This window comes from Porphyromonas uenonis DSM 23387 = JCM 13868, assembly GCF_000482365.1.
Taxonomy (GTDB): Bacteria; Bacteroidota; Bacteroidia; order Bacteroidales; family Porphyromonadaceae; genus Porphyromonas; species Porphyromonas uenonis.
Map to the genome: position 1 here is coordinate 26,466 of NZ_AXVC01000018.1, position 26,961 is coordinate 53,426.

A 26,961-nucleotide genomic window follows, 5' to 3' on the forward strand; every position below is an offset into this window, starting at 1 on the left:
AGAGGCTTGTATCTGATCCTATCTGACAGTCCAAGACACCTCCTCAGCGTATAAGCAAAGTGTCACACAGTATGGCGACAGCTTCGTCTGTGAGTGGTGCCTCTAGAGAGCAAAAGATGCGAAAAGGCTAAGAACTCCCCCCATACGTATCGAGGGGGGAATCCTTAACCAATATGACCTGTGTCAGACAGGTGTCAAGCGGGTTTACTTTAGTTCAACCTCAGCACCAGCCTCCTCAAGAGCAGCCTTGAGAGCCTCAGCTGTAGCCTTGTCGACACCCTCCTTGATGTTAGTAGGTGCTGCATCAACAAGCTCCTTAGCCTCCTTGAGGCCAAGACCTGCGTGCTCCTTAACAGCCTTAACGACTGCAAGCTTAGCAGAGCCAAAGCTCTTGAGTACAACGTCAAAAGAGGTCTTCTCCTCTGCCTCTGCTGCAGCACCAGCTGCAGGACCTGCTACAGCAACTGCTGCAGCTGCAGGCTCGATACCATACTCCTCCTTGAGGAGCTCCTTGAGCTCGCTTACTTCCTTTACTGTGAGATTAACAAGAGTCTCTGCAATAGCCTTTATATCTGCCATGTCTGTATTGATGTTTGTTTGTTTCTAATTGAAGTGAATGCTTAGATATTTATTGCCTCTCGGCTAGGGTATCTAAGACCCCATGGATAGTGCCAGCTGCTGAGTCAAGCTGCCCGAGTACACCCTGGATTGGGCCTTCAAGCATAGCAACGATATCAGCAATGAGCTCCTCGCGACTCTTAATATTGACGAGAGCCTCGAGTTGGTCAGCTCCGATGTAAAAGCCCTCCTGTACGTACGCAGCCTTTAGGTCTGGACGTCCGAGTTCCTTATTGTCAGAGCGGAAAGCCTTGATCGCTTTAGCAGGAGCATTAGCAACCTCTGAGAACATGACGGCCGTATTGCCCTTGAGAGACTCATAGAGCTCTGCGAAGTCGACAGAGTCGATCTCGCTGAGGGCGCGACGCATCAGTGTGTTCTTGACTACGACCATCTTGACGCCACTCTTGTTGCAGAGACGGCGTAGCTCGCTCGTCTTCTCAGCATTGAGGGCCTCAATGTTGGTCAAGTAGAAGTTGGGGTAACTCTCTATATATGCGTGCAACTGCTCGATGACAGTTGACTTCGTTTCCTTTTTCATAGAATTGTGCTTCTTAGTTGGTGAGACGTTATTCTACTACGGATACGACTGACTTAGGATCGATCTTGATCCCTGCACTCATTGTTGTAGAGAGGTAGATGCTCTTGATATAAGTTCCCTTAGCAGAGGAGGGCTTCAGGCGTAGCACCGTATCGATGAACTCCTTAGCGTTTTCTCTGATTTGCTGAGGGTCAAAAGAGATCTTACCCACAGAGGTATGTATGATACCTGCCTTGTCCACCTTGAAGTCGATCTTACCAGCCTTAACCTCCTTGATAGCAGCACCGAGATCGTTTGTCACGGTTCCACTCTTGGGGTTAGGCATCAGACCGCGAGGTCCTAGTACACGACCCAAAGCTCCGATCTTGCCCATGACGCTAGGCATGGTGATGATCACATCAATGTCTGTCCATCCAGACTTGATCTTGTTGATGTACTCATCGAGGCCGACATAGTCAGCCCCAGCCTCTTGCGCCTCTGCCTCCTTGTCTGGAGTACAGAGTGCTAGGACACGTACCTCCTTACCGATACCGTGAGGCAGTGAGACGGTGCCACGCACCATCTGATTAGCCTTGCGAGGATCGACACCCAGACGAATGTCTATGTCCACTGAGGCATCAAACTTTGTGAAGGAGATCTCCTTCAGGAGCTTGGAAGCCTCATCTAGTGAATAGGACTTGCCTGCTTCGACCTTACTCGCAGCTATCTTCTGATTTTTTGTTAGTTTACTCATTTCAGTTGATTGCGATTAGAGATTCTCAGGTTTCGTACCCGTCACACTAATCCCCATACTACGAGCTGTACCAGCGACCATCTTCATGGCCGACTCGACAGTAAAGCAGTTGAGGTCAGACATCTTATCTTCTGCTATAGTCCGTACTTGATCCCAAGTGACTTTAGCGACTTTGATTCGGTTGGGTTCTGCCGAGCCACCCTTTGCCTTGCTAGCCTCTAGTAGCTGGATGGCTACGGGAGGAGTCTTGACGATGAAGTCAAAGGACTTGTCAGCATAGTAGGTTATCACGACTGGCAATACCTTACCAGCGCGATCCTGAGTCCTGGCATTAAATTGCTTACAAAACTCCATGATGTTGATACCCTTAGCACCAAGTGCTGGGCCCACAGGAGGCGAGGGGTTAGCGGCCCCTCCTTTGATTTGCAGCTTAAGCTGCCCTGCAACTTCTTTTGCCATTTTGTTATTCGATTATATTATAAACAGATACACACGGAGTCATCACTGCATCTAGGGTAGCATCCTTGTGGAAGCTGGTGGAGAGGGGAAAGGTCTTTAAGTTGGAAGCTAGACCATATCTCTACGCTGTCCGAGAGTTAGCGCTACACCTATGCGAGCAACTATGAGTTGGCATGCTCGATCCGTAACAATCTCCTATTCCTTCTCGACCTGTGTGTAATCAAGCTCCAGTGGAGTCTTTCTTCCGAAGATCTTCACCATCACCTTGAGCTTTCTCTTATCACTCTTGACCTCATCGATGGTTGCTGAGAAGTCTGAGAACGGACCATCTATGATCCGCACAGACTCACCGACGCTATACTCAATGTCAAAGCGTCCTGCGCCCTCTGCATCGCGGTCTGCCTGTCCCAAGAGATCCTGCACTTCTTGAGAGCGTAGAGGCTCGGGGGCTAGCTGACCATCGATCATACGAGAGGTCAAAAAACCTATTACATTAGGTATCGTGCATAGCGTGTGCTCTGTGTCTCCCACGAGAGCTGCCTCCACTAGCACATAGCCTGGCATGTAGGGGCGCTCTTTGACCACCTTCTTGCCATTGCGCTGCGAGACCACCTGCTCGGTGGGTACTAGGACACGTCGTACGTACGAACCTAAAGTGCCATTGGACTTTGCCGCTTCTATATACTCACAGACTTTCTTTTCCTGTCCACTGAGGACACGAAGGACGTAAAATCTCATGGGTTGTGAATCTTGACTCATGTCGTTGTTTTAGATTAGATTCGATTATAGAATACGGTTGATCCGTTTGATAGTACTTGATATAGCCCTTACAAGATGAGAGACAAACGATGTCGCAATAAGACAGCTTCAAAAGTTATGTCTAGAGCGCTTGACCCTAGACTCTGTCTATCTCTCGGGGCTTGTACAAATGTGTGGATGCTCTTTAGAGCTTGATGTCCAGTCTATGCTAGACCGTATACAAGCTGCATCAGCTGCTGGAAGACAAAGTCTACCCCTGCGACAAAGATGGCAATAATCACTGACGCGATCATGACGACCACGGTGCTATTGATCAGTTCGCTACGAGTGGGCCAGCTAACTTTGTGTACTAACTCATTGTAGCAGTTCTTGATGTATGAACCTGTACGCTTGAAAAATTTCATAAGAGCATCTTATAGTTTGCACGGGTTGAGAGGCTCGAACTCCCGACACCAGGTTTTGGAGACCTGTGCTCTACCAACTGAGCTAAACCCGTATGTTTGTATCGTCTCGTGCACCTGTCTAGCGACTGGATGTGCCAGAGATGATGACTGTCTAGGTTAAAAACTCCTCGGAACTCCCCCTCCCACTATGAGCGTTGCATCGATTAGGAGATGCTTCTATAGTTAGTGGGGGAGGGAGTTAGGAGAAGTCTAGTTGCTGTCTAGTCTCTGATGCACTCCGTGTGCGTCAGAGGCTAGATCAGCGGAGAGAATTAGTCCTCTAGTGAGGTGATCTGACCAGCACCGACCGTACGACCACCCTCGCGGATAGCGAAGCGTAGACCTACGCTACAAGCTACTGGAGAGATGAGCTTGACGTCGATGGTGACGTTATCACCAGGCATAACCATATCGATACCCTCTGGTAGTGTGATCTCACCAGTTACGTCTAGCGTACGGATGTAGAACTGAGGACGATACTTGTTGTGGAATGGTGTGTGACGACCACCCTCTTCCTTCTTCAGGATATAGACCTCAGCCTTGAAGTGATCGTGAGGCTTAACCTGTCCTGGGTGTGCTAGGACCATACCGCGCTTGATCTCGTCCTTGTCGATACCACGGAGTAGGAGACCTACGTTATCACCAGCCTCACCCTCATCAAGGATCTTGCGGAACATCTCCACGCCAGTTACGACGCTCTTCTTGCCCTCAGCACCTAGACCGATGATCTGGACCTCGTCGTTGACCTTAACGACGCCAGTCTCGATACGACCCGTAGCCACTGTACCACGACCTGTGATAGAGAACACGTCCTCTACAGGCATTAGGAAGGGCTTGTCGATGTCGCGCTCAGGTAGTGGGATCCACTCATCTACAGCCTGCATGAGCTCTAGGATCTTCTCGCACCACTTGGGCTCGCCATTGAGAGCACCAAGAGCAGAGCCACGGATGACAGGCGTATTGTCGCCGTCGAACTCATAGAAGCTTAGTAGCTCACGCATATCCATCTCTACGAGCTCAAGCATCTCCTCGTCATCAACAAGGTCGCACTTGTTCATAAAGACAACTAGACGAGGTACGTTGACCTGACGTGCTAGTAGGATGTGCTCACGAGTCTGAGGCATAGGACCGTCAGTTGCGGCAACTACGATGATAGCACCGTCCATCTGAGCAGCACCAGTAACCATGTTCTTGACATAGTCGGCGTGGCCCGGGCAGTCTACGTGTGCGTAGTGACGATTTGCGGTCTCGTACTCAACGTGTGAAGAGTTGATGGTGATACCACGCTCCTTCTCCTCAGGTGCGTTGTCGATAGAGTCGAATGAGCGAGCCTCTGTGAAGCCTGCGTCAGCCAATACCTTGGTAATAGCAGCTGTAAGAGTTGTCTTACCGTGGTCTACGTGACCGATGGTACCAATGTTGACGTGTGGTTTCGTCCTTTGAAAATGTTCTTTAGCCATAACCTTGTTCTTATGTTTGTCTTAGTCTTATTTCGTCGCAAGAGCAACCCCCCGCCACAGTCTCAGTGAACTGTGGGTTTGGCGCTGCTACATTATTATTTTAGAGCCGATGCCGGGATTTGAACCCGGGACCTCTTCCTTACCAAGGAAGTGCTCTACCACTGAGCTACATAGGCGTGTTGTTGTGTGGGCAGTGATGGATTCGAACCACCGTAGGCTTACGCCAGCTGAGTTACAGTCAGCCCCATTTGGCCACTCTGGTAACTGCCCTTTTGAGTCCTTTACTCGCACTGCCATCCTCTTTGAGAGCCCTCGGACGGGTAGATGGCATCACAAACTGGGTGCAAATATACGAACTATTTTGGAAACACCAAAACTTTCGGGCGGATTATCTTCTCCGAAGTGACTCCTCCGTGGGGGGATCGGTAACTGAAGAGAGGCGTAGATAGTGGATGGCGTGGCCCTCACCACGCACAGACTAGCCTCTAACCACCGAAAACTAGCCGTAGCCCACTATCTACTTACTCACCTCTCTACTTATTTATTTTCCTTGGCGCGATCTATCTGACGCTTGAGTGCATCGATAGCCTCATCGATAGCCTCCTCAAAAGTGGTAGCCCCCTTCTCTGCGTAGTGGTCGTACCCTGGGACAAAGAGGCGGATGGCGGCTATCTTACCACGCGTAGCATCAGACTTGTCTAGTCGTAGGGTTATCTCAGCCTTGCTAATGGTATCGTCAAAACGAGCAAGACGATCGATCTTCTTCTTTGCAAAATCTTTGAGTGCCTCGTTGGCATCAAACTGTAGAGACTGGATGTGTACGTTAATCATAGATGATACTTGACTTTGTGCTCTAGGGTGAGCGTGATACAATTGTTTGAGCTGCTCGAAGGAGGTGTGGGTGTATCTTGTGGTTGTCTCTAGATTGCTATGGCCTAAGAGCTCTTTGATGGAGGTGATAGGGGCTCCAGCATTGAGCATCTCAGTAGCAAAGGAGTGTCTCAGCGTGTGCGCTCCTCTGCGTGGCAGTCCAGGCACTACGCTGAGTGCTTTGTGTACCACTTGATAGACGTCAGCTCCTGAGAGCGGTCTGCACTTCAAAGTAACAAAAAAATATTGAGATACGCCAACCTTCCGGTCCCGCAAAGTGAGATAATCTTGCATTTTATCTCTAAGGTCTGTGCCGAAGGGCACTATTCGCTCCTTGCGCCCCTTGCCTACGACACGTAGCGACATGGCAGTGAGATCTACCTGCTGAGTCTCTAGGCTAGCCACCTCGGCACGACGCAGGCCTGTCTGGTAGATGGTCTCTATGATGAGCCGGTCGCGCACGGAGAGGAAGTTGTCTGGTTCTGCGGGGATCGTTGCAAGAGCCTCTTCGATCTGGGCCTGCGTGAGGAAGGAAGGGAGCGTGTGCTCTCGCTTAGGTCCCTTCAGGTAGCGTGTGGGGTTGCTGGTGACGAGTCCTCGTAGCTGGAGATACTTATAGTATGAGCGCACAGCACTTAGATTCTTATTGACCGTCGTGCTGGTTAGTTCGTCGTCCATCTGCTGCATGATCCAGTTACGTACGAGGTCTCGGTCCGCATCACTGGGTGTCCACTCATCGGTAGCCAGCTCTAGGGCACTCTCCATATAGGACTCGATGGCAGGGCGGTAGGTGGTGAGCGTGAGCGGAGAGGCGTTGCGCTCTAGTCGCAGGTACTCCATAAAGGCGTCTAGCGTCTGTTCCAGTTCTTCGGTCAGCATGATATGCTCAATATGTATAATGTGTCAAGCATTCTGCCCGAGCGTCTTGAGAGCTCTAGGCAAGCATACATTATTAAGTGGTCTTACAGAAAGGGTTGTGGACGACCACCGCCATCACGTAGGAATTGGATCTCGACACCTGGCGCCGTGCCGCTGACCCCCCTGATGCGCTCTGTGAAGGGGTCGTACTCGATCCTAATGTTGCCGATCTCGGTGATGAGGTTGGAGAGGAGGTCGTATCTGATGCTGTAGTCTCCGATCCTTCTGACACGCTCCGAAAGGAGCTCGTAGTCTATCTTGCAGGTACCGACTTGCTCGAGTCGCTCCGAGAGGAGCTGATATCTAAACTGGTAGGGGCCGAATTGGCGCACACGGTCGGAGAGCGGTTCGTACTCTACTCGCCATCCGTAGGGGATCTGGTAGATGCCTTCACGGTAGGAGTAGACGAGCTGTCCTCTCGTGTCGTAGATGAAAAGGTCCTCTAGCTGACCCTCCCTGAGTACAAAGAGTAGCTGCCTGTTGAGTAGTATACCGACACGCTTGCCCGAAGCCCCCGCACCGATAGTTGCTGAGGCTCCTGGGTGGGGGTTGGGGGCGGGGCGACTGCTGAGATACTCCCAGGTGCCATTGGGATAGAGTATGACTTCGTCCCCATCGCTGGTGATGGCGCGCACCTGCGCCGTCGCATAGACTGTCCCTAGGAGTAGCAGGAGCGGGAGCAGGATGGCTTTTATAGTAAAGTGTTGCATAGTCGTAGCGCTCTAGATGTCATACGCAAAGGTAGCAAAATAGAATCAACGGGCATGGCGAACGTACTGTAACCACAGGGCTGACGCATTATATATAGTTATTGCTGTCCAGTGAAAGCTTTTTGAGAGGGCATCAAGTAGATCGTTCTGCAGAAATGAGCTAACTATCAGTACCACTTGGGTGAAACTAAAGTTCCATACGGTATGAAACAAAAGTTTCCTAGGTATGAAACTGGAGTTTCCTAGGTATGAGACTAAAGTTTCCTAGGTATGAAACTGGAGTTTCCTAGGTATGAGACTAAAGTTTCCTAGGTATGAAACTAAAGTTCCCTACGAAGAAAGCTGTAGATTGGTCGAAGTCGAGTAGTCGGACAGCAATAATATATAATGAACTCATCCAAGTCTCGCTTGTCGCTAATGTGTAGCTTCTAACGGAGCAATTATAATGCGTCAGCCCTGACTGTAACCAGCCGTCTATAAACTGCACATGACGATAATTAGGAATACACGGTTCGAATCCCTACAGAGTGTCTACGGATTCTCTCTCTGATTACACCTTCCCTCCGAAGAATGAAATTCCTACCTAGGAATTTGTCCAATAGCTACCTAGGAATTCCCCCAATTCCTACCTAGGAAATAAAAAATTCTTCGGAGGAATCAAATGAAACTTCGGAGGAATCAAAAAATAAGTCCGAAGAATTTGCCCATTTCTAGGTACTTATTGGGCAAATTTCTAGGTAGGAATTTTGCTATTTCCTAGGTAGGAAATGAAACGCACTCATTTTATCATGTGTTAGCTCTCTATTTAGTACGATAGTGTTTGTATATTGAAATAGTTTAGTATATTTGCGTCGTTATTCATATCAAACCAGTGTACAATCATATGAACATCTCTACGCAACCATCAAGTTTGCAGCCTAAGCTTGCCTGGAGGCAGTCTCTGCTCTCCTTCCTTCTTGTCTTATGCTTGATGCCTCTAGGACACGCATTTATGATCCTTATGGAGCTCCTGATAGCGCCTGCCGTACTGCCTTATGGTGCTTTCGGGCTGGGGCTACTAGGACTAGTGATCGCCGTGTGTGGCGTCTTTGCTAAGAAAGATACTCCTCAGACGCTCTGCGGACTCATCGGAGGACTACTCCTATGGACTGGCTGGGTCGAGTTTCTCTTCATGTACTACGCTCAGCGCTTTGGCGCACACCCAGAGATACTTAATGGGGTCATAACCACTACGACGACTTATGTGCAGGGGATTGCGGCAAACCCCGTCTTGTCTATCGACGGTGTACCTGTACAGCACATGCATGATATCAAGGATATCGTTGTGACCAGGCCTGAGTATCTACTGATGCCGGCATCGTTTGGCTTCTGGGTGTCGATCATGCTACTCTATATATTTAATGTACGTACGGGGTGCAACTTTATGCTCTGGTGCCAGCGGGTGCTCCTCGGCAAGAAGCGTGATCTCGTGGTGCGCTCGGGTATGACACGCCACCCAGCTATGGTGACCTTTATGGAGACGATGATGCTCCTGTGGACTTGCTACTTGCTGCTGATGTTTTGCTATGATCCGCGCTTCCTCGGGCAGAGCCATCCGGTGACTATCGCCGTGGGGGTGGGGTGCTTCATCGGCTTCTTCTTCATCTTTCGCAAGCAGCTCGCTCGTAAGCAGTGGGGCGCTAACATACGTATGGCGATCCCTGCGGTCATCGTCCTCTGGACGCCTGTCGAGATACTGGGGCGCAACAAGCTCTTCAACGAGATTTGGATCGCTCCGCTGGACCATGTGGGCGAGATGATCGCTATCCTCGTCACCTTCTTCTTGATCGGTGGCTACCTCGCCTGGCATCGCAAGCGACAAGCCAAGAAGGTGGCTTAGCTGTAGCAACTCATTTTCGTTAGAATGACTTGTATACGTTTCAGAAAAGCTGCGACTCGTCTGCAAATGCTCTGCGCGCTTTGCAAAAACGCGCGATTTCGTGGAGAAATATAGGCTAGCGGTGCTGTAGTCGCTCGTTGGTAAGAATTATTTCACTACATTTGCCACTGCAATAGTACCCTGCGAGAGATATTGTAGGCTCTGCGCGGTACGACTTAACGAGCAATAGTGTATGAAACTGCAGCAATCTCCTCAGCGATATGATTACATCATCATAGGTGGTGGCCTAGCGGGGCTCTACTGTGCTTACTTTCTAGCGCAGCATGGATCGGTAGCCCTCATCGCTCGACGCACCATCGAGGAGAGCAACTCCTACTACGCACAGGGGGGAATGGCCGCTGTCACCGACCAGGAGGACTCGCCGACGGATCACTACGAAGACACGATCGTAGCGGGGCGTGGGCTCTGTATCCCCGAGGCGGTCAAGGTGCTGACGGATGAAGCTCCCGATCGGATCAATGAGTTGATCCAGATGGGTATGACCTTCGACAGCGAGGATGGTCATCTAGCCCTCGGTCTAGAGGGAGGGCATCACCATCGTCGTATCCTCCACGCTGGTGGAGATGCTACGGGACGACTGGTGACCACCTTTATGATCGAGCAGGTTCGGAAGGCACAGCACATTACGATCTTCGACCACCATAGTGCCGTGCAGGTACTACGCTCGGCTGACGGGTCACACTGTCAGGGGATAGTGACCTATGATGAGCGCGCACATCACTACGACACGATCCTCGCATCGGCTGTCGTACTAGCCACAGGCGGTGCGGCTGCGCTTTACTACCCAACGACCAATCCGCCTACAGCGCTAGGCGATGGGCTTTGGTTGGCCAGCGAAGTGGGTGCCGAGCTGATGGACTTGGAGTTTATCCAGTTTCACCCCACAGCTCTCTATCTGCCGGGGTACGCCTCTTTTCTCATTAGTGAGGCGGTACGTGGCGAGGGTGCATACCTTGTGGACAAGCACGGAGATCGCTTTATGCCTGCACTACATCCCCTTGCGGAGCTAGCGCCGAGAGATGTGGTGGCGCGCAGCATTTTCCTCAAGATGCAGGAGGAGGGTAGTGACCACGTACGGTTGAGGCTGAGACACATTGACCCGAAGCGACTATTACAGCGCTTCCCCACCATCACGGAGCACTGTCGCCAGCTGGGACTAGACATAACGGACGAGATACCGGTGGCTCCCGCTGCGCACTACACGGTGGGGGGCATTGGGGTGGACCTCAACGGCTGCACTCGCCTGCCTGGGCTATATGCTGTCGGAGAGGTCTCCTCGACGGGAGTCATGGGCGCCAATCGCTTGGCTTCCAATTCGCTCATTGAGTGCATCGTCTTCGGCAAGCGGATCGCTAACTATGCGATCGCACACCAGACCACGCCTACGGATACGGCATCACTAGCAGTTCCGACGAATCTACCAGACTTGTCGTGGAGCCTGGACAAAGAGCAACTCTATGCGCTAGAGCAGCAGGCAAAGATCAATCGACAGATAGGCGACATCTTGATGAGCAAGGTGGGGATCATCCGCTCTAAGGCGGGCCTGACCGAGGCGCTACAAGCGCTACAGCATCTCTCCGACATGCTGGCAGAGGATGCGCAGCACAGTATCCACGCCTATACGACCCGCAGACGTGTAGAGGTGGCGCACATGATGGCACATGCAGCACTACTGCGTGAGGAGAGTCGTGGAGGTCACTACCGAAGCGACTACACAGAGACATTGCCTGAGAGCGAAGCTTATCGAACGAGGCTCCTCAATGGGCAGATAACACATCAACCAATCAATTAGCACACAAGAGGTATGACTGATATATACAACAGCGAGGAGTTTGCCACCCTTATAGAGCTAGCTTATCGTGAAGATGCTCCCACGGGAGATCTATCGACACGTTACCTACTGAGCGAGAGCGACCGAGCCATCGCCACACTGATAGCCAAGGACGACGGTATCATCTCTGGTCTGGATGTCGCTTATATGGTCCTCTGTCGGTGCACTCCGGAGGAGGAGATGACCTTTACATCAGAGTATGAGGATGGCGACGAGGTGCGCAAGGGCGATATATTGGCCACCATCGAGGCACCTTATGCGGACCTGCTACGGGCTGAGCGTATCATGCTCAACTTCCTCCAGCGTATGAGTGGCATCGCTACCTATACGTACCAATGTGTGCAATGCGTGGCAGGGACCAAGACGCGTATCCTAGACACGCGCAAGACTGTACCTGGACATCGACTCACGGACAAGATGGCAGTACGTCACGGTGGTGGTACGAATCACCGCGCTTCGCTCTCTGACATGGTGATGCTCAAGGACAATCACATCGCCATGGCGGGTGGCATCTTGCCTGCCGTGGAGGAGGTGCGTCCTCATCTACCTATCTCTATACGTATTGAGGTGGAGACCACTACGCTGGAGGAGGTGCAGGAGGCTATAGACGCTGGTGCTGACATCATCATGCTGGACAATATGGACCTGAAGACGATGCGCCGTGCCGTCGAGCTCATCGATGGTCAAGCCGAAGTGGAGGCTTCGGGCAATATGACGGCCGAGCGCCTAGCTGCCGTTGCTGCTATCGGCGTGGACTACATTAGTATAGGAGCACTGACTCACTCGGTACGCGCCTTCGACATTAGTATGAAGATCAAGCCGATCCAGTAGAGAGGCTTTAGCTCTTACACACACTACCAACTACACACTAACTGACTACTTACACATGACACAACAACAGATAGAGGCTCTCTACGCAGAGATCCGTACGCTCAAGGAGCAGAAGAATGCGGTCATCCTGGCGCACTACTACGCTCGTCCTGAGATACAGCGCATCGCAGACCACCTAGGTGACTCCCTGGCGCTTTCTCAGATCGCTGGCGAGACAGAGGCTGACATGATTGTCTTCTGCGGGGTAAGCTTTATGGGTGAGACGGCAAAGATCATTTCGCCCAATAAGAAGGTGCTCTGCCCTGTACCACACGCTGGCTGTACCCTCGCTGAGGGGGCTACCGCTGAGGGGATCAACACTTGGCGCGTCAAGCACCCCGACGGCATTGTCGTCAGCTATGTTAATACGACAGCGGCTGTCAAGGCGGTCACCGACTACTGTGTGACTAGTGCCAATGCGCTGAAGATCGTACGCGCCCTCCCCACGGGGCAACCTATCCTCTTTGGTCCTGACAAGAACCTTGGACAGTACATCATGAATGTGACGGGACGGGAGATGGATCTATGGCAGGGCGCTTGCTACGTGCACGCAGACATCACCTCCGAGCTGGTTCATACGATGCTGGATCGCTATCCCGAGGCGGAGATCTTGATACACCCTGAGTCGGTAGCGGCTAGCGACCAGTCGATCGTCGACAATCCTCGCTGTATCATCGGCTCTACCACTACGATCATCAATCGTCCTGGTGTCTCTGACTTGAAGCAGTACATCATCGCCACGGAGCCTGAGGTCCTGGCTGAGATGACGAGACGCTATCCTGACAAGGAGCTGATACCGATCCTCCCCGATCAGACTTGCGAATATATGAAGATGATCACCCTCGAGGGACTCCGCGACGCACTCCTCTACGAGCAGTACGAGGTGCATGTCGACGAAGAGCTTCGTCAGAAGGCGTGGCGCTCCATCGAGCGGATGCTCCAGTTCTAAAAGACTGTACTGGAGTCCAGCTATCTCAAAAACAAGAGAAACGGATTAGTCGTCTTCCCTAGCGAAGGCGGTTAATCCGTTTCTTATTTACCCTCAAAGGGTCTTCCGAGCGAAATAACTAAACTTCAGCTAGATAGCCAGCGCGATCGGAATATTTGAGGCATTTCGGTCGGAACTTTTGTGGTGTTTCGATCGGAACATTTGCGGTGCGTGAGTCTGAAGTCTCTACGCTCACACGGAGCGCACGACTAACGAAAGTTCCTCAAGTTATAACTGAGGAGATAGGCGATAAGATTCAATTAATCCTTCAGACAAGCAAGAGGGATGACCTTAACGCCATCTGGTCTGGTATAGGCCATTTGCCCACCTGTCAAGATAATCAAGAGATCTGGCTCCCTCAGGGGCACTTGTACCTCTTGTTTGTTGTTTCCCTTGATGAGTCTATTTAATTCGAGAAGGTGCTCGGCGCCCTCGTCTATCTCTCTGCTTCCGAGTTTGCACTCTATAAGGGCATATCTACCATCTTCGAGATGAAGTACAATGTCCGCTTCGAGTCCATAGCGATCCCGATAGTATGAGACATGACTATTTAGATCCATCGTATATGCCCGTAAGTCGCGGATGCACATCTGCTCAAAGATGAAGCCGAATGTTTTCAACTGGACAGACATCGCCTCTGGAGAGATTCCTAGTGATGCTACCGCAATGGACGGATCACAGAAACTTCTTTTGGGACTACTCCTGATGGCGGTTTTACTTCGTATTGCAGGACTCCAAGCATCAATATTCTGAATGATAAACAAGCGCTCGAAAGCTCTTTCGTAATCAGTAAAAGTGTCCATTGACCAGATAGCTTCTCCCGAGGATGAAACGTCTGATAGCAAGGTCTTCTTTTGTGCTAGTGTAGAGATATTTCGCGCATAGGATCTCAATAAGGACTCAGCGACCTTGCTGTCCCGCTGCTTCCCATCTATGCGAGAAACATCCTCGTCACACAAAGAGCGAACATAGTTTTTGGCAATCATCAGCTGCGCTTTTTTAGATCGAGCAAATAAAGATGCTGGCCACCCACCACGAGATGCAGCGAATATCAATTCCTCTATGGTTAGACTCGACCTCTTGCCATCGATATCATAGTCAGCCTCATCAAAGAGCCTTTGCAAAGAGACCTCACCAGTGGACTCTCTCGACTCCCACAGACTCATAGGTAGCATCCGCAGCTTGGCTATTCTGCCAGTACCAGAGTGCAGTATCTCGGACTTATCTACAGTATTAGAACCTGTCAAGATAAACTGACCTGGGAGCCCCCTCTCATCAACTTGAGTACGTATAGCGTCCCATAGGATAGGCGCATCTTGCCACTCATCTATCAAGACTGGAGGCTCTCCTCTAAGCAAGAGAGAGGGCTTAGAACGAGCTGTAGCGAGATACTCGGCTCTCATATCTGTGTCTTGCATCTTAATGATGCTTTTAGCAACTTGAGTGGCAGTTGTTGTCTTACCACACCACTTAGGTCCTTCAATCAGAACTGCTCCAAAAGCTTCAAGAAGCTCACGAAGCATACGATCAGATGTTCTTTTGTAATACGCTACCATGTCCAAATAACCTTATATGGCAAAGTTACTAAACATCAATCGAATAGACAACACAATCGGAATATTTGTGGCATTTCGATCGGAATATTTGTGGTGTTTCGGTCGGAACATTTGTGGTGCGTTGAGTCCGAAGTCGCCACGCTCATACGGAGCGCAAGACTAACGAAATCTAAAGCGTAAAGCGCTTACTGGAAGTGGCTGGGAAATCCTTTTTGACTTATTGCTGGCCGATAAAAGTCTGAAAGGGGAGCCGTGTATAGCTGGAGATACAGTACTAATACACGAATAGGCTGTCTGGAAGCACAGGTAGTCCTATGTCTTGTCTGAGACTGTCAGACAATGCCTGATCTTTCTTTTGAGGATAGGGCTGTTGTAACCACTTTCGAAACCCCGAAAAGTACAACGTGCGTTTCTCCTTCATCACATAATACTTATCAAGCAAGGTGGCTGCAAATTCGGCAGATAGTCTACCTGCTTCCACCTCTCGCTTCAACAGATCGTAAGTATGAGGCTCTATCAACCTTTGAGGATTATGTAGTAAAACGGCAGGCAGGGCTTCTAACAGGTATCCGAAAGAGTCGTTGTACTTTCCTAAATCGTTGATATACCCATAATGCTCGATGAGCCAAATTGCCTTTGAAAAGCAGAGGCTATCAGTATGGAGATTGAAAGCCCGACTGTTTGTACGGTAAAGGCTGGAGTTGTCTCTAATCCCTTGATCTAAAGCTCTAATTTCAGCTAGTGTTATCGCAATACTATCCAATCGTGTGACCTCTGAGGTAAGCTTGCTCTGATGATTTGAATTGGTCGAAACAGGAGCACACGCTGTCAAGAGACAAGCGATAATTGTAAATGCAAACTTAATACGCCTCATATACAGTCTGAGAGAACACACTTTCGTTAGTTGAACTATCCTATTTGCTTGCGAATCATGGGATGCTTGCGATGATGCCACTCGCTAGGATCTGTTCGTTATGGCAGGTCAGAAGCGCATCGCACGCTCCAGACGTCGCTTGTCCTCGCGGTCTCGTATGGAGGCGCGCTTGTCGTACTGCTTCTTACCTCGGGCGAGTGCAACGACCAGCTTAGCGAGTCCGCGCTCATTGATGAAGAGACGCACGGGGATGATCGTCTGCCCGGGGTTCTTCATCTCCTCCTCGAGCTTGCGTAGCTCCTTGCGGTTGAGTAGCAGCTTACGCTCCCGTCGCTCCACATGGTTATTGTAGGAAGCGTAGCTGTACTCCGCTATATACATATTCTTGATCCACAGCTCCCCACGCGAGAAGTAGCAGTAGCTATCCACGAGAGCCGCTTTGCCCGCACGTATAGACTTGATCTCGCTGCCGACGAGTACGATACCTGCGGTGTACTGGTCGAGGAGCTCATAGTCATAGGTAGCGCGCTTGTTGCGTATGTTGATCGCTCGGGCGGATTGCTTGCCTTTCTTAGCCATAGGAGGTGTGGTTTAAGGGCGACTGTTTAGTCTATTTTGTCAAAGCCTGTGTAGGGTCTCAGAGCCTTGGGGATGATAATGCCCTCGGGGGTCTGATTGTTTTCCAGAAGCGCAGCGACAATGCGTGGCAGAGCGAGGGCGCTACCGTTGAGCGTGTGGCAAAGGGTGATCCCCTCCTCAGGGTCACGGTAGCGACACATCAGACGGTTGGCCTGATAGCTCTCAAAGTTGGACACAGAGCTCACCTCGAGCCAACGCTCCTGCGCAGCTGAGAAGACTTCAAAGTCATAAGTCATCGCACTCGTAAAGCTCAGGTCGCCACCACAGAGGCGGAGGATACGATAGGGGAGCTCAAGCTCCTCGACGAGGCTCTTGACATGTGCGATCATCTTGTCAAGCTGCTGCCACGAGTGGTCGGGGCGGTCGATGGAGACGATCTCTACCTTGTCAAACTGATGCAAGCGGTTGAGCCCTCGTACGTCCTTGCCGTAGGAACCCGCCTCACGACGGAAGCAAGGTGTGTAGGCGGTGCAGCAGATAGGGAGCTGGTCTGCCTCGAGGATGACATCACGGAAGATGTTCGTCACGGGTACCTCGGCCGTAGGTATGAGGTAGAGGTTGTCCAGCTGTGCGTGGTACATCTGCCCCTCCTTGTCGGGGAGCTGACCAGTGCCGATGCCAGAAGCCTCATTGACCATGATAGGTGGCTCCACCTCCTTAAAGCCTGCTGCGGTGGCTCTGTCAAGGAAGAAGTTGATCAAGGCACGCTGTAGTCTAGCTCCCTTGCCCTTGTAGACAGGGAAGCCTGCACCCGTGATCTTGACTCCCAGCTCGAAGTCTATGAGATCGTACTGCTTAGCCAGCTCCCAGTGTGGTAGCTTGGCCGTATTCTCTAGGTTTGGCATCTCACCACCCGTAGCTACGCATAGGTTGTCCTCAGCAGAGGTGCCGTGTGGTACATCGGGGTGGGGCAGATTAGGCACGGATAGTAGGAGCTGTCGCATGGTCTCCTCAGCCTGTCGCATGGTCTCCTCAGCCTGCTTAGAGATCTCCTTGAGCGTTTGTACCTCAGCTTTGAGCTGCTCAGCCTCTTCGCGGGCACCCGCTTTCATCTTCTCACCTATAGAGCGCGAGAGGGTCTTCTGCTGAGCTAGACTGTCGTCCTTCTTGTGCTGTGCGTCGCGTCTCAGCTTGTCCTGAGCGATGATAGCTGCTATGGGCTCTTCTGCGGGAAAGTGCTTGACTGCGAGCCTATCGATGACTCCCTGAGGGTCATCCAATATTTGTTTGATGGTAAGCATTACCTATTCTTTAGTGATTACGTGTGAGGTGCTTGTCACGCCTAGCGACAAGCTATACTACAAAGGTACAGTTTCTTCTGCATTTATAGGCACAACCAAGGGAAGAACCCACATAAGAGTGAGTTCTCCCCTCATCAATATCTGACGAGCTACCTAGCTGGCGATGCCTTTTCAGGCTTTACTCAGCGGGCTGCGTAGCCTCGGGCTGTGCCTCAGGAGCTGGAGCAGGAGCAGGAGTCTCAGCTGCGGGAGCTGAAGCGCCAGCACCAGGTAGTGGTAGCGTAGCTTCAGGCTGCTGAGGTAGCAGAGGAGCGCTCTGCTGAGACTTCTCAATGAAGCTCTCGCCCTGGTTGTCCTGTACGTGAGGCTTGATGAAGAAAGAGCTGGCGATGCTGAGCACAACCATAGCTCCTGCAAGCGTCCAGGTTGCTTTCTCGAGGAAGTCGGTCGTCTTGCGTACCCCCATGTACTTATTGCTCTCGCCGAAGCCTGCTGCCAGACCACCGCCCTTAGAGTTCTGGACGATAACGATGAGAATCAGCAGGATAGCTGCGATGAGGATCAGGATGGTTAGAAAGATTTGCATGTCTACTATTCTATGAATGCGTATTTATGAGTGAGAAGCATTATCGATTAGCTTCTCTAGAAAGTCCAATTGAACTGCAAAGTAACTAATTTTTTCTGGAAACTTCAAGCTTAGCCCCTCAATAATTTGTTTTGCTCGCTCGTAATGCCCCTGTTTGATGTAGATAGAGGCTAGTGTTTCGGTGAAAAGCATGTCGCTCGGTTCTGATTCATCCGAGGACGTCTCTGTAGGCTGTGGCGTGAAGGCAGGCGTAGGCTCGCTCTCGGCGGAGCCTGTGGGGAGTAGCCCCGAGAGTGTCATGTCTGAGGGCTCCGACTCATACTCCGCAGAGGAAAAGTAGTCTGGGGTGCGCTCCTCCGTAGGAAGAGCCTCCGCAGAGTCATACTCCAGATCGTTCGAGAGAGGCCCCTCACGCTCAGCCACTTTGCGCAGATATTGGTCTACGAGTGCAAAGGAGTCAGATGGGTCGTGCGCTAGCACAGGTGTCAAGTCCTCCAGAGGCATGTGTAGTCGAGCCAATAGGTAGAGCTTCTCCCGACTAGGTAGGTGAGGCGCCCAGCGTTGTAGCTCTGCCTCGTAGCGCAGGTCGCCGAGGATCGAGAGATTGAGCAGGTAAAGCATGACGATGCTCTGCGCATAGGGATAGGTCTCCACCAGCTCAGCTAGTGGCGAGAGCGTGTGGCGACTGAGCTCCTCAGGGTGTGCCGTCAGCCTATTCAGCTCGTCTATCGTCATCGTCTCCATTACCAGTCCTCTACCGTGGCGTTAAAGATTTGCTTGACAAGGTCGTCGATCAGCTCCCCAGCTAGCCCCTCCTGGATGTCTGAGAAGAGGTTGTTGCTGTCAAACTCTTGCGAAGAGGTAAAGGTGCGACCCGAGAAACTCTTTTTCTCATCCACCATGTTGGTGTAAGAGACGCGGACCGTAATCGTGAAGCGTGTCATCGCCGAGAGCGCATCTTCCTGCATAGCCATAGGTGTGAGCTCGTACCCTACGATGGCGCCCTCGAGTATTAGATCTCCATTAGTCTCGACAGGCTCTAGACGCGTGTTGCGTCGGAACTGCTCTCTCAGTCGCTCCGAAAACATCTGCGACAACGGAGGATAGACCAGCGGAGCCTGATTGGGAAAGTCCTCGATCGTCACCGTTTTGATACGGGTGTAGTCGATGGTGGCTCCATTGAACTTATAGCTGATCGAGCAGCTCGTCTCCATCAGTAGGAGCATCACGACACCTATTATATATAGTAGCTTACTCCTCGCCATAGCTTCGTAGCTTACGATACAGCGTTCGTGGAGATATCTGCAGCTCCTCAGCCGCTTCAGTCTTATTGCCCCCGTGGCGCTCCAGAGCACGCATGATGAGTATGCGCTCCGCCTCCTCGATGGTCATCGGTCTGTCCGGTAGGGAAGGCTCCTCCATAGGTGTCGCTACGACCTCCTTGTAAGGCTCTGTGTCAGGCTCGGTCACCTCCTCAGCCTCGGTGTGTAGCGGCTCCGTGTCGGTAGGTACTAGCGTCGTGTGAATCGGCTCATAGTGAGGCTCCTGACGCATCGTGGCGATGGTCTGCTTGAGCGAGGTGATGTCTCGCTTCATATCAAAAAGCACCTGATAGAGTATCTCCCGCTCATTGGCAAAGCTACGCTCCTCCGACTGGCGTCCCACAGGGACCAGCGAAGTGCTCAGCTCTTGTGTCTTGTCAGGCAGATAGCCACGAAGGTCCTCAGCCGTCAGATGACGATCATACTCTAAGATGCTGATGCGGTCTGTCAGATTGCGTAGCTCACGTATGTTACCCGGCCAAGGGTAGCGTCGCAAGAGCTCCTCAGCGTCGGGCGTAATTTCCAGCATAGGAATCTGGTTCTTCTCGGCACTGAGCGAAGCAAAGAGCTTGAAGAGCAGGACTATATCCTCCTGTCGCTTGCGTAGCGGTGGCACTACGATGGGGACCGTGCTGAGACGATAGTAAAGGTCTTCGCGAAAACGTCCACGAGCGATCGCTTCTTGTATATTGACATTGGTCGCAGCGACCACCCGCACGTCAGTCTTGAGCGGCTTGCTAGCACCTACTGGGATAAACTCTCCCGACTCTAGCACACGGAGCAGACGAGCCTGCGTGGCAAGCGGTAGCTCTCCCACCTCGTCCAAGAAGATAGTACCACCGTCCGCCTCCTCAAAGTAACCCTTGCGATCGGAGATAGCGCCTGTGAAGGATCCCTTGCGGTGACCGAAGAGCTCAGAGTCTATCGTGCCCTCGGGGATGGCGCCACAGTTGACCGCCACATAGCCCTGATGCTTACGGAGACTGTAGGCGTGTATAATCTTGGGAAAGAACTCCTTACCGACACCGCTCTCGCCAGTCACCAGCACAGATAGGTCTGTCGGGGCGACCTGTACGGCCGTCTCGATAGCTCGTAGGAAGCTCGGATTGCGTCCCACGATGCCAAAGCGCTGCATCACCTGCTGTAGATCCACATTCATAGGGACAAAGGTACTAAAATGAGCGATACCACGCCTCATCAGACAGGGCTGACGTCAGGGCTGACACATCAAAATGAGCTCGTTTTATTTCCTACCTAGGAATTTCCCAAATTCCTACCTAGAAATTTGCCCAATAAGTACCTAGGAAATGGCAAATTCTTCGGACTTATTTTTTGATTCCTCCGAAGTTTCATTTGATTCCTCCGAAGAATTTTTTATTTCCTAGGTAGGAATTCGGTCAATTCCTAGGTAGCTATTGGGCAAATTCCTAGGTAGGAATTCAATTCCTCGGGAGGAAATCTTTTGAAGCTCTTATGATGGGAGCTTTCCGGTCTTATGGTGAGACTGTTGCAAAAGTCAACAGTCTCATGGTAGGAGCGAGCTGAGTCGTGGCGCACAATGAACGAAGCCCCACACACCTCGAGAGGTGTATGGGGCTTTATCAATTAGGCTTCATAGCTACCCCACAGGGGGCGACTACTTATCCTCAGTATTGACTTTAGTCTTCGTTCAGATTGACACGCTTGAAGCCTGTAGCCGTCAGCGTCTTAGATGCGGTGTGCAGATAGCTCTGTACATCCATCTTAGGCTCACGTACGAAGGGCTGGTGTAGGAGTGTATTCTCCTTGTAGAACTTCTGGATGGAACCCTCTACGATGCGCTCGCAGATAGCCTCAGGCTTGCCACTCTCACGAGCACGATCCATAGCGACCTTGCGCTCCTCCTCGAGGACATGAGCTGGTACGTCCTGCTCGCAGACTGCGACTGGATTCATGGACGCTACCTGCATAGCTACCTCACGAGCCATCTCTTCATCGATAGACTCGTTGAAGGCTACGATAGCAGCCAGCTTATTGCCGAAGTGGATATAGGATGTGGTGTAGGGAGCCTTGAGGAACTCGTAGTTGCCCAGCTCCATCTTCTCACCCGTGCTACCGATGCGGTCGGTGATGTGATCTGATACAGCACGACCATCAGCTAGTGGGAGCTTGAGTAGATCCTCCTTAGTGGCGGGCTGCTCCTTCATAGCTACATCTAGGATCTGCTGTGTGAGGGAGATGTGCCCCTCGTTCTTAGCAACGAAGTCAGTCTCGCACTGGAGAGCGACGATAGCTGCAAAGCCCTCGCTATGTGCAGCTAGGACACAGCCCTCAGCAGCTTCGCGGTCTGAACGCTTGGCTGCGACAGCCTTACCCTTGGCACGTATGATCTCGATAGCCTTCTCGAAGTCACCAGCCGTCTCGTTGAGTGCATTCTTGCAATCAGAGAGACCTGCGCCGGTCATCTTACGAAGTTTCTTGATATCTTCAATTGTTACGCTCATGGTGTATAGTATTATTGTTGGTTAGCTGCTTCCTCATTAGCTGGAGCAGTCTCTTCAGCGGTCTGTGCGACCTCCTCTACGGTCTCTGTAGCCTCCTCGTCGCGCTCACCCTCAGCATTGGCTGGGCGGATACGCTCACGACGAGCGCCTGTGCGCTGGCGACGTCCAGAGGGTGCTAGCTCGGCAGCCTCCTCAGCCTCCTTCTCAGCCTTGATAGCCTTGTACTCGACCTGACCCTCGTTGATGGCCTGACACATAGCAGATACGATTAGCTCGATAGCCTGTGTAGAGTCATCATTAGCTGGGATAACGTAGTCGATATCCCTAGGGTTGGCGTTGGTATCAACGATAGCAAAGACGGGGATGCCTAGGCGCTGAGCCTCACGGATAGCGATATGCTCACGCATGACGTCTACGACGAAGAGTGCGTTGGGCAGACGGTTCATATCACGGATAGAGCCGAGGTTCTTGTCTAGCTTAGCCTGCTGGCGGTCTAGCTGTAGGCGCTCACGCTTAGAGAGGTTGTTGTAGGTGCCATCCTCACGCATCTTATCGATCTGGCCCATCTTCTTGACGGCCTTACGGATCGTGGGGAAGTTGGTGAGCATACCACCTGGCCAACGCTCTGTGACGTAGGGCATCCCTACGCTCTTAGCGAGCTCAGCGATAGGCTCCTTAGCCTGGCGCTTGGTGCCGACGAAGAGGATCTTCTTGCCGGAGCTGGCCATATTTTTGATAATCTCGGCACACTCGTCGATCTTAGCGACAGTCTTGTGCAGATCGATGATGTGGATACCGTTGCGCTCCATGAAGATGTAGGGAGCCATGGCGGGGTTCCACTTACGCGGCATGTGGCCGAAGTGTGCACCAGCCTCTAGGAGCTGGTCAAATGATACTAGTGACATAGTAGTCTCAGATTTTTTCGTTTACGTTCTTGTGTAATAAGCAATTGCAGGGTAGGGCGTCGGAGTTTTTAGTCTTTCTAAGGTCTGACTTCTCAAGTCTAATCTCTAGCACGCCATCGATGCAATTTAGATACTAAACGCGAAAGATCGTGCGGGGTGTGCCGTACCGCAGGAGGAGCGCCATAATGAGTCGTCCACACTGCGAGAGCATACCCCCAGCACCATCAACGCTTGCTGAATTGGAATCTCTTACGAGCCTTAGGACGTCCTGGCTTCTTACGCTCTACGACACGTGGGTCACGAGTTACGAGACCAGCAGCACGGAGTGCAGCCTTGTCCTCAGGATTGATCTTGATAAGCGCACGAGCGATACCAAGACGAGCAGCCTCGCTCTGGCCCTTGAAGCCACCACCAGCGAGATTGATTTGGATGTCATACTTGTCAGCTACCTCAAGCTTGACGAGAGGCTGCTTGACAATGAACTGAAGTACAGAAGAGGGGAAGTAGTTGGCAATATCCTTCTTGTTGATCGTGATCTTGCCCGAACCCTCGGTGAGATATACGCGGGCTACTGCAGCCTTACGTCTACCTATAGCATTGATTTGTTCCATCGTTTACCGCGTATTTATTTATATGAATTGATATCAACCTTACGGGGCTGTACACCCTCCATAGTGTGGTCGGGACCGTCGAAGACCCGGACGTGCGTCAGCAGCTCAGCACCGAGCTTGTTCTTAGGGAGCATACCCTTGAGAACCTTCTCAAAGAGCTTGCGAGAGCTCTTGTTTTGGAAGTCTCTTGGTGAGAACTCTCTCTGACCTCCAGGATAGCCTGAGAAGGTTAGGTAGCTAGGTGTATCCCACTTATTGCCAGTGAGCTCGACCTTGTCGGCATTGATGATGATGACATTGTCGCCACAGTCTGCATGTGGTGTAAAGCATGGCTTGTACTTACCACGCAGGATCTTAGCAACAACAGAGCAGAGACGTCCGAGACGCTGCCCCTCGGCATCTACCACGAGCCACTCCTTCTGAGCTGACTCCTTGGTGGCGGATTGTGTTTTATAGCTTAATGTGTTCACGCTAATAGTTTGATTGGGATTAATACAAAAGGAGATCTCCCTAGGCGCAGGCTCCTCGAGCTCCCCGATGAAGGCCCGTCTTCAAGACGCACTCTCCCTGGGGCTGTCGTAAGGGATCTGTTCACCTGTCGGTAGGCTATCGATGGAGCGTGGACGCACTCCGTATAAACCGACACAGATGCCTGTGCGACGCTCTTGTGAGGTCAAAAGCTTGCACTGGTTATCTCGTTTCGATAATAATCAGCACGGCAAAGGTACAACTATTTTGCAAACTGACAATAAACAAGCCCGAAAGAAGAAAGCAACTCTCCAGAGGCTCCGACTAGGGGAGCGACTCCAGAGAGTTGCTTTACTATTATGTATAGCTTAGCGAGCGAGGCTCGCCTGCGCTACTTACTTCTTGTCCTCAACGGCGGCACGAGCTGCTGCGAGGCGTGCGATGGGCACACGGAAGGGTGAGCAGCTGACGTAGTTGAGACCGACACGGTGGCAGAACGCTACGGATGAGGGATCACCACCATGCTCGCCACAGATGCCGAGCTTGATCGTTGGCTTGGCTGAGCGACCCTTTTCGGCTCCCATTTGTACCAACTGACCTACACCCCTCTGATCCAACTGCTGGAAGGGGTCTACCTTAAGGATCTTCTTGTCTAGATAGATCGGTAGGAATGTATTGACATCGTCACGCGAGTAGCCGAAGGTCATCTGCGTGAGGTCGTTCGTACCGAAGGAGAAGAAGTCAGCCTCCTTGGCAATCTCGTCAGCCGTCAGCGCTGCACGTGGTACCTCGATCATAGTACCTACGTGGAAGTCGATACGATCGCCCTGCTCCTTAAAGAGCGCCTCAGCGGTCTCACGGATCACACGTGCCTGCAGCTTGAACTCCTCGACGACACCGACGAGGGGCACCATAATCTCAGGATGCGTCTCGATGCCCTCCTTCTTGAGCTCCAGGCAAGCGCCTAGGATAGCGCGCGTCTGCATCTCGGTGATCTCGGGATAAGTGTTACCTAGACGGCAACCACGGTGTCCGAGCATCGGGTTTAGCTCGTGGAGCTGCTCGACGCGATCGTGAACGACCTTAGGCTCGACGCCCATAGCCTTCGCGAGCTCTACCTGACCAGCCTCCGTCTGAGGTACGAACTCGTGGAGAGGTGGGTCTAGTAGACGCACGGTGACGGGTAGACCATTCATAGCACGGAAGATACCCTTGAAGTCCTCCGTCTGGATCGGTAGGAGCTTTGCCAAAGCCTTGCGACGACCCTCTGTGTCTGTAGCGAGGATCATCTCACGCATTGCCTTGATCTTGTTGTCCTCAAAGAACATGTGCTCCGTACGGCAGAGCCCGATACCGACAGCGCCAAAGGCACGTGCCGTAGCAGCGTCGTGAGGTGTATCAGCGTTGGTACGTACGGTGAGCTTGGAGTGCTTGTTGGCTAGCTCCATCAGCTGGCGGAAGTCAGCGTCCATCTCAGCAGCCTTGGTCTCGACTTGACCCTCGTAGATCTCACCCGTAGATCCGTTGATCGAGATGAAGTCTCCCTCGTGGAGTACCTTATCATCGATGGTTACGGTGCGAGCCTTATAGTCAACGATGATTCCACCAGCACCTGTGATACAGCACTTACCCATACCACGAGCCACAACAGCTGCGTGAGAGGTCATGCCACCACGAGCCGTGAGGATACCCTGAGCCACGCTCATACCGGCGAGATCCTCAGGCGAGGTCTCGATACGTACCATGATCACCTCCTTGCCTTGCTCGTGCCAGTTAGCAGCGTCATCAGCAAAGAAGACGATCTGTCCCGTAGCTGCGCCTGGAGAGGCGGGCAGTCCCTTGGTTAGTACCTTAGCGGACTGTAGCGCTTTCTTGTCAAAAACGGGGTGTAGTAGTTCATCAAGCTTAGCAGGCTCCACACGTAGCAGTGCCTCCTCCTCAGAGATTAGCTTGTCGCGAAGCTGATCCATAGCGATCTTGACCATCGCTTGACCTGTACGCTTACCATTACGTGTCTGAAGGAGCCATAGCTTGCCCTCTTGAACGGTAAACTCAAGATCCTGCATATCGTGGTAGTGCTGCTCCAGCTTGTGCTGTATCGCATTTAGCTCGGCGTAAATCTTGGGGAAGGTCTCCTCCATAGATGGATACTGAGCCTTGCGAGTTGCTTCGTCTATGCCGGCACGCTCAGCCCAGCGACGAGAACCTTCGATTGTAATCTCTTGAGGCGTACGGATACCAGCGACGACATCCTCACCCTGCGCATTGACGAGGTACTCACCATTGAAGAGGTTTTCGCCTGTAGCAGCATCACGAGTGAAAGCCACACCCGTAGCGGATGTGTCACCCATATTACCGAAGACCATCGCCTGTACGTTGACAGCAGTGCCCCAGTCATCAGGTATGCCCTCCATCTTACGGTAGAGGATCGCACGATCATTCATCCATGAGCCAAAGACCGCCATGATAGCGCCCCAGAGCTGCTCGTATGGATCTGTTGGGAAGTCGTGGCCCGTAGCCTTCATAACCGCCTTCTTGAAGCGCTTGACTAGGTCCTTGAGGTGGTCCGTGGTGAGCTCATTGTCGAGCTTGACGCCAGCCTCCTTCTTGACCTCCTCGATGATTGCCTCAAAGGGGTCAATGTCGTCCTTGTTGACAGGCTTCATGCCGAGTACGACATCACCATACATCTGCACGAAGCGGCGGTAAGAGTCCCAAGCGAAGCGCTCGTTGCCACTCTTGCGAGCCAAGCCATCGACGACTGTGTCGTTGAGACCGAGGTTGAGGATCGTATCCATCATACCAGGCATAGAGGCTCTACTGCCGGAGCGTACGGAGACGAGAAGAGGATTCTCTACATCGCCAAACTTAAAGCCCATGATGGTCTCGATATGCTTGACGGCAGCCATCAAGTCGTCCTTGAGGTCAGCGACGACAGCCTCACGGCCTCGCTCATAATACTCTGTACATACCTCAGTCGAGATAGTGAATCCAGGAGGAACAGGCACACCTATGCGGTTCATCTCCGCTAGGTTGGCACCCTTACCACCGAGTAGATCTCTCATCTGAGCATTGCCCTCGGCACTACCATTGCCAAAGGTGTAGATTCTCTTCTTGTTCTTCATTGGGGAAATTAT

General features: G+C 51.9%; 26 protein-coding genes and 3 tRNA genes. 4 read left to right on the plus strand and 25 right to left on the minus strand.

The genetic code is table 11. The features are described 5' to 3' along the window. Positions 1–204: 204 nt before the first annotated feature. From rplL to L215_RS0100170, 12 genes are all read right to left on the minus strand, one after another. Positions 205–579, minus strand: coding sequence for a 50S ribosomal protein L7/L12 (gene rplL, locus L215_RS0100115; protein ID WP_025883043.1), 375 nt, complete (start codon positions 577–579; stop codon positions 205–207). Between the two features lie 49 nt (positions 580–628). Further along, positions 629–1,159 carry a 50S ribosomal protein L10 gene (gene rplJ / locus L215_RS0100120; RefSeq protein ID WP_007365247.1) on the minus strand — a complete coding sequence of 177 codons (531 nt, stop codon included), beginning with the start codon at positions 1,157–1,159 and terminating at the stop codon, positions 629–631. Positions 1,160–1,187: 28 nt separating this feature from the next. Further along, positions 1,188–1,892, minus strand: a complete 705-nt coding sequence (gene rplA, locus L215_RS0100125; RefSeq protein WP_025883045.1) for a 50S ribosomal protein L1 — start codon at positions 1,890–1,892, stop codon at positions 1,188–1,190. A gap of 15 nt (positions 1,893–1,907) precedes the next feature. Further along, positions 1,908–2,351, minus strand: coding sequence for a 50S ribosomal protein L11 (gene rplK, locus L215_RS0100130; protein ID WP_007365287.1), 444 nt, complete (start codon positions 2,349–2,351; stop codon positions 1,908–1,910). Positions 2,352–2,546: 195 nt separating this feature from the next. Continuing rightward, a complete protein-coding gene (gene nusG / locus L215_RS0100135; RefSeq protein WP_081780307.1) occupies positions 2,547–3,089 on the minus strand; it encodes a transcription termination/antitermination protein NusG in 543 nt (180 codons plus the stop codon). 224 nt (positions 3,090–3,313) lie between these two features. After that, a complete protein-coding gene (gene secE, locus L215_RS0100140) occupies positions 3,314–3,514 on the minus strand; it encodes a preprotein translocase subunit SecE (protein ID WP_007365267.1) in 201 nt (66 codons plus the stop codon). A gap of 19 nt (positions 3,515–3,533) precedes the next feature. After that, a tRNA-Trp gene (locus L215_RS0100145) sits at positions 3,534–3,606 on the minus strand. 219 nt (positions 3,607–3,825) lie between these two features. Continuing rightward, on the minus strand, positions 3,826–5,013 hold the full coding sequence (gene tuf, locus L215_RS0100150; protein ID WP_025883049.1) for an elongation factor Tu: 1,188 nt from the start codon (positions 5,011–5,013) through the stop codon (positions 3,826–3,828). 104 nt (positions 5,014–5,117) lie between these two features. Further along, positions 5,118–5,189: transfer RNA gene (locus L215_RS0100155), tRNA-Thr, on the minus strand. A gap of 11 nt (positions 5,190–5,200) precedes the next feature. Then, a tRNA-Tyr gene (locus L215_RS0100160) sits at positions 5,201–5,283 on the minus strand. A 267-nt stretch (positions 5,284–5,550) separates the two neighbouring features. Beyond that, positions 5,551–6,762 carry a tyrosine-type recombinase/integrase gene (locus L215_RS0100165; RefSeq protein WP_027451155.1) on the minus strand — a complete coding sequence of 404 codons (1,212 nt, stop codon included), beginning with the start codon at positions 6,760–6,762 and terminating at the stop codon, positions 5,551–5,553. 83 nt (positions 6,763–6,845) lie between these two features. Next, positions 6,846–7,511 (minus strand): hypothetical protein, encoded by a 666-nt coding sequence (locus tag L215_RS0100170; protein WP_027451156.1) that lies wholly within the window; start codon positions 7,509–7,511, stop codon positions 6,846–6,848. A gap of 883 nt (positions 7,512–8,394) precedes the next feature. Here L215_RS0100170 and L215_RS0100175 point away from each other — a divergent pair. From L215_RS0100175 to nadA, 4 genes are all read left to right on the plus strand, one after another. Beyond that, positions 8,395–9,390 (plus strand): hypothetical protein, encoded by a 996-nt coding sequence (locus L215_RS0100175; protein ID WP_025883051.1) that lies wholly within the window; start codon positions 8,395–8,397, stop codon positions 9,388–9,390. Positions 9,391–9,622: 232 nt separating this feature from the next. After that, positions 9,623–11,242, plus strand: coding sequence for an L-aspartate oxidase (gene nadB, locus L215_RS0100180; RefSeq protein ID WP_027451157.1), 1,620 nt, complete (start codon positions 9,623–9,625; stop codon positions 11,240–11,242). A gap of 12 nt (positions 11,243–11,254) precedes the next feature. After that, positions 11,255–12,112 (plus strand): carboxylating nicotinate-nucleotide diphosphorylase, encoded by an 858-nt coding sequence (nadC, locus tag L215_RS0100185; RefSeq protein ID WP_025883052.1) that lies wholly within the window; start codon positions 11,255–11,257, stop codon positions 12,110–12,112. A gap of 55 nt (positions 12,113–12,167) precedes the next feature. After that, complete coding sequence (gene nadA, locus L215_RS0100190) at positions 12,168–13,100, plus strand: quinolinate synthase NadA (RefSeq protein WP_025883054.1); 933 nt, start codon at positions 12,168–12,170, stop codon at positions 13,098–13,100. A 299-nt stretch (positions 13,101–13,399) separates the two neighbouring features. Here the strand turns inward: nadA and L215_RS0100195 are convergent, their stop codons facing one another. The 13 genes from L215_RS0100195 to ppdK form a co-directional block, all read right to left on the minus strand. Beyond that, a complete protein-coding gene (locus tag L215_RS0100195) occupies positions 13,400–14,662 on the minus strand; it encodes an ATP-binding protein (RefSeq protein WP_238296327.1) in 1,263 nt (420 codons plus the stop codon). Between the two features lie 307 nt (positions 14,663–14,969). Further along, positions 14,970–15,569, minus strand: coding sequence for a hypothetical protein (locus L215_RS0100200; RefSeq protein WP_025883057.1), 600 nt, complete (start codon positions 15,567–15,569; stop codon positions 14,970–14,972). A gap of 108 nt (positions 15,570–15,677) precedes the next feature. Further along, positions 15,678–16,148, minus strand: a complete 471-nt coding sequence (gene smpB, locus L215_RS0100205; RefSeq protein ID WP_025883058.1) for an SsrA-binding protein SmpB — start codon at positions 16,146–16,148, stop codon at positions 15,678–15,680. 26 nt (positions 16,149–16,174) lie between these two features. Beyond that, the gene (gene serS / locus L215_RS0100210; protein ID WP_027451160.1) at positions 16,175–17,449 is read right to left on the minus strand and encodes a serine--tRNA ligase; all 1,275 of its coding nucleotides are present in this window, start codon (positions 17,447–17,449) and stop codon (positions 16,175–16,177) included. 178 nt (positions 17,450–17,627) lie between these two features. Then, positions 17,628–18,035 carry a preprotein translocase subunit SecG gene (secG, locus tag L215_RS0100215; protein ID WP_025883059.1) on the minus strand — a complete coding sequence of 136 codons (408 nt, stop codon included), beginning with the start codon at positions 18,033–18,035 and terminating at the stop codon, positions 17,628–17,630. A gap of 24 nt (positions 18,036–18,059) precedes the next feature. Further along, positions 18,060–18,770, minus strand: a complete 711-nt coding sequence (locus L215_RS0100220; RefSeq protein ID WP_025883061.1) for a hypothetical protein — start codon at positions 18,768–18,770, stop codon at positions 18,060–18,062. Between the two features lie 8 nt (positions 18,771–18,778). Beyond that, positions 18,779–19,300: an LptE family protein gene (locus tag L215_RS0100225; RefSeq protein WP_025883062.1), complete on the minus strand. Its 522-nt coding sequence runs from the start codon at positions 19,298–19,300 to the stop codon at positions 18,779–18,781. Beyond that, positions 19,287–20,516 carry a sigma-54 interaction domain-containing protein gene (locus tag L215_RS0100230; protein ID WP_025883064.1) on the minus strand — a complete coding sequence of 410 codons (1,230 nt, stop codon included), beginning with the start codon at positions 20,514–20,516 and terminating at the stop codon, positions 19,287–19,289. Before L215_RS0100230 ends, L215_RS0100225 begins: the two co-directional genes overlap by 14 nt. Before the next feature lie 499 nt (positions 20,517–21,015). After that, positions 21,016–21,840: a translation elongation factor Ts gene (gene tsf / locus L215_RS0100235; RefSeq protein WP_025883656.1), complete on the minus strand. Its 825-nt coding sequence runs from the start codon at positions 21,838–21,840 to the stop codon at positions 21,016–21,018. A gap of 11 nt (positions 21,841–21,851) precedes the next feature. Next, positions 21,852–22,745: a 30S ribosomal protein S2 gene (gene rpsB / locus L215_RS0100240; RefSeq protein WP_025883657.1), complete on the minus strand. Its 894-nt coding sequence runs from the start codon at positions 22,743–22,745 to the stop codon at positions 21,852–21,854. A gap of 224 nt (positions 22,746–22,969) precedes the next feature. After that, positions 22,970–23,356, minus strand: a complete 387-nt coding sequence (gene rpsI / locus L215_RS0100245) for a 30S ribosomal protein S9 (RefSeq protein ID WP_025883658.1) — start codon at positions 23,354–23,356, stop codon at positions 22,970–22,972. Positions 23,357–23,370: 14 nt separating this feature from the next. Further along, a complete protein-coding gene (gene rplM, locus L215_RS0100250; RefSeq protein ID WP_025883659.1) occupies positions 23,371–23,826 on the minus strand; it encodes a 50S ribosomal protein L13 in 456 nt (151 codons plus the stop codon). A gap of 393 nt (positions 23,827–24,219) precedes the next feature. Next, positions 24,220–26,949 carry a pyruvate, phosphate dikinase gene (gene ppdK / locus L215_RS0100255; RefSeq protein ID WP_027451161.1) on the minus strand — a complete coding sequence of 910 codons (2,730 nt, stop codon included), beginning with the start codon at positions 26,947–26,949 and terminating at the stop codon, positions 24,220–24,222. Between the last annotated feature and the right edge of the window lie 12 nt (positions 26,950–26,961).

Coding starts and splice junctions, on each gene's coding strand:
- rplA (WP_025883045.1), bottom strand. CDS start 1,892: ATGAGTAAACTAACAAAAAATCAGAAGATAGCTGCGAGTAAGGTCGAA.
- L215_RS0100175 (WP_025883051.1), top strand. CDS start 8,395: ATGAACATCTCTACGCAACCATCAAGTTTGCAGCCTAAGCTTGCCTGG.
- serS (WP_027451160.1), bottom strand. CDS start 17,449: ATGCTTACCATCAAACAAATATTGGATGACCCTCAGGGAGTCATCGAT.
- rplK (WP_007365287.1), bottom strand. CDS start 2,351: ATGGCAAAAGAAGTTGCAGGGCAGCTTAAGCTGCAAATCAAAGGAGGG.
- nadA (WP_025883054.1), top strand. CDS start 12,168: ATGACACAACAACAGATAGAGGCTCTCTACGCAGAGATCCGTACGCTC.
- secG (WP_025883059.1), bottom strand. CDS start 18,035: ATGCAAATCTTTCTAACCATCCTGATCCTCATCGCAGCTATCCTGCTG.
- L215_RS0100170 (WP_027451156.1), bottom strand. CDS start 7,511: ATGCAACACTTTACTATAAAAGCCATCCTGCTCCCGCTCCTGCTACTC.
- rplL (WP_025883043.1), bottom strand. CDS start 579: ATGGCAGATATAAAGGCTATTGCAGAGACTCTTGTTAATCTCACAGTA.
- tuf (WP_025883049.1), bottom strand. CDS start 5,013: ATGGCTAAAGAACATTTTCAAAGGACGAAACCACACGTCAACATTGGT.
- nadC (WP_025883052.1), top strand. CDS start 11,255: ATGACTGATATATACAACAGCGAGGAGTTTGCCACCCTTATAGAGCTA.
- nadB (WP_027451157.1), top strand. CDS start 9,623: ATGAAACTGCAGCAATCTCCTCAGCGATATGATTACATCATCATAGGT.
- ppdK (WP_027451161.1), bottom strand. CDS start 26,949: ATGAAGAACAAGAAGAGAATCTACACCTTTGGCAATGGTAGTGCCGAG.
- nusG (WP_081780307.1), bottom strand. CDS start 3,089: ATGAGATTTTACGTCCTTCGTGTCCTCAGTGGACAGGAAAAGAAAGTC.
- L215_RS0100195 (WP_238296327.1), bottom strand. CDS start 14,662: ATGCTTCGTGAGCTTCTTGAAGCTTTTGGAGCAGTTCTGATTGAAGGA.
- L215_RS0100200 (WP_025883057.1), bottom strand. CDS start 15,569: ATGAGGCGTATTAAGTTTGCATTTACAATTATCGCTTGTCTCTTGACA.
- rplJ (WP_007365247.1), bottom strand. CDS start 1,159: ATGAAAAAGGAAACGAAGTCAACTGTCATCGAGCAGTTGCACGCATAT.
- rpsI (WP_025883658.1), bottom strand. CDS start 23,356: ATGGAACAAATCAATGCTATAGGTAGACGTAAGGCTGCAGTAGCCCGC.
- L215_RS0100165 (WP_027451155.1), bottom strand. CDS start 6,762: ATGCTGACCGAAGAACTGGAACAGACGCTAGACGCCTTTATGGAGTAC.
- secE (WP_007365267.1), bottom strand. CDS start 3,514: ATGAAATTTTTCAAGCGTACAGGTTCATACATCAAGAACTGCTACAAT.
- L215_RS0100220 (WP_025883061.1), bottom strand. CDS start 18,770: ATGACGATAGACGAGCTGAATAGGCTGACGGCACACCCTGAGGAGCTC.
- L215_RS0100230 (WP_025883064.1), bottom strand. CDS start 20,516: ATGAATGTGGATCTACAGCAGGTGATGCAGCGCTTTGGCATCGTGGGA.
- smpB (WP_025883058.1), bottom strand. CDS start 16,148: ATGGCTAAGAAAGGCAAGCAATCCGCCCGAGCGATCAACATACGCAAC.
- tsf (WP_025883656.1), bottom strand. CDS start 21,840: ATGAGCGTAACAATTGAAGATATCAAGAAACTTCGTAAGATGACCGGC.
- L215_RS0100225 (WP_025883062.1), bottom strand. CDS start 19,300: ATGGCGAGGAGTAAGCTACTATATATAATAGGTGTCGTGATGCTCCTA.
- rpsB (WP_025883657.1), bottom strand. CDS start 22,745: ATGTCACTAGTATCATTTGACCAGCTCCTAGAGGCTGGTGCACACTTC.